This is a genomic window from Ramlibacter sp. (assembly GCF_036676645.1).
Taxonomy (GTDB): domain Bacteria; phylum Pseudomonadota; class Gammaproteobacteria; order Burkholderiales; family Burkholderiaceae_C; genus Ramlibacter.
The window spans coordinates 1-1,592 of record NZ_JAKFCM010000057.1 but is presented as its reverse complement, the minus strand read 5'-3'; the positions used below and the strand labels follow the sequence as shown (position 1 = coordinate 1,592).

The 1,592-nt window shown below is 67.8% G+C and carries 2 protein-coding genes; both read right to left on the bottom strand.

What is annotated here, in order from left to right; all coding sequences use genetic code 11:
• On the bottom strand, positions 1-672 hold a 672-nt coding region (locus V6M57_RS09675; protein ID WP_332814781.1), incomplete at its 3' end, for a beta-ketoacyl synthase N-terminal-like domain-containing protein.
• Between the two features lie 142 nt (positions 673-814).
• Positions 815-1,592 (bottom strand): acyl-CoA dehydrogenase C-terminal domain-containing protein (locus V6M57_RS09670; protein ID WP_332814780.1); only part of this gene is annotated, 778 nt, incomplete at its 5' end.

Genomic DNA, 1,592 nt, shown 5'->3' with positions numbered 1-1,592 from the left:
GCTGTCGGCGCGGGGTTGTTCATCTTCCTGGAACAGCAGGCTGTCGGCATAGCGCTGGGGAATTTCGATCGGGGTGATTTCCGCGGCGAAGCGCCCGGCTTCGATCGCGGCACAGGCGCGCTGTTGCGAACGGGCGGCGAAGGCATCCTGTTCTTCACGGGTTATGGCGTAGCGCGCGACCAGATTTTCCGCGGTGATGCCCATGTGGTAGTCGTTGGACGCATCCCACAGGCCGTCGTGGATCATGCTGTCGAGCAACCGTCCGTGGCCCATGCGCAGGCCGTTGCGCGCCTGTGGCATGACGTAGGGCGACAGGCTCATGTTCTCCTGGCCGCCGGCGATGATCGCCTCGGCATCGCCGCAGCGGATCGCCTGGGCGGCGAGGATCACGGCCTTGAGACCGGAGCCGCAGACCTTGTTCAGGGTCATGGCCGGCACCCCGTGCGGCAGGCCGGCCTTGAGCACCGCCTGGCGCGCCGGATTCTGCCCGGCGCCGGCGGTCAGCACCTGACCGAGGATCACCTCGTCGAGCTGCTCGGCGGGCAGGCCGCTGTCGGCGAGCAGGCGGCGGATCACCGCGGCGCCCAGCTCTGGCGCCGGGATGCGGCTCAGTGAACCCTGGAAGCTGCCAACGGCGGTGCGGGTGGCGGCGACTATGACGACTTCACGCATAAGATTTCCTCGCAGGCGCGCGCCTGGCGATATTGTCTGGTGCGCACGGCCTAGGCGGCCCCACGTACCCTACGGCTCGAATAAAAAAGCGCGACGTCTCGGTGCGGGACGCCGCGCAAACGCTCAACTAATGCCTGCTCGGTCAGAACTGTTCGGCGCCCAGCCCATACAGCGGCGCGCTGCCGGCGCGGATGCTGGCTTCCAGGCTCAGGGTGCGCGGTAGCAGGCGGGCGAAATAGAAGGCCGCAGTGGCCAGCTTGCCACTGTAGAAGGCCTCGTCATCGGCGCGCCTGGCCTCGGCCACCGCCGCCATGCGCGCCCACATGTAGGCGTAGGCGACGTAGCCGAACAGGTGCAGGTACTCCACCGAGGCGGCGCCGACCGCATTGGCATCCGTCTTGGCTTGTTCCAGCAGCCAGCCGCTGACCGCTTCCAGGCGTTCCAGGGCGGTGACCAGCTCGCTGCCATAGGGTGTTTCGTGCTGGTGGGCGAAGTGGCGGATTTCGGCCGCGAACTGGCGCAGCCCGGCACCGCCGTTGGCCACCACCTTGCGCCCGAGCAGGTCGAGGGCCTGGATACCGTTGGTGCCTTCGTAGATCTGCGCGATGCGCACGTCGCGGACCAATTGCTCCTGACCCCACTCGCGGATGTAGCCGTGGCCGCCGAACACCTGCTGGCCATGCACGCAGCTTTCCAGGCCGATGTCGGTGAAGAAGGCCTTGGCCAGCGGGGTGAGCAGGGCGACCAGGGCGTCGGCCTGCTGGCGTTCCTCGGCGTCGGCGGAGAACTTGGCCAGGTCCAGCTGCTGGCCGACGTAACAGGCAAACGCGCGGCCGCCCTCGGTCATGGCTTTCATGCTCAGCAGCATGCGCCTTACGTCGGCGTGCACGATGATCGGGTCGGCGGCCTTGTCCGGCGCC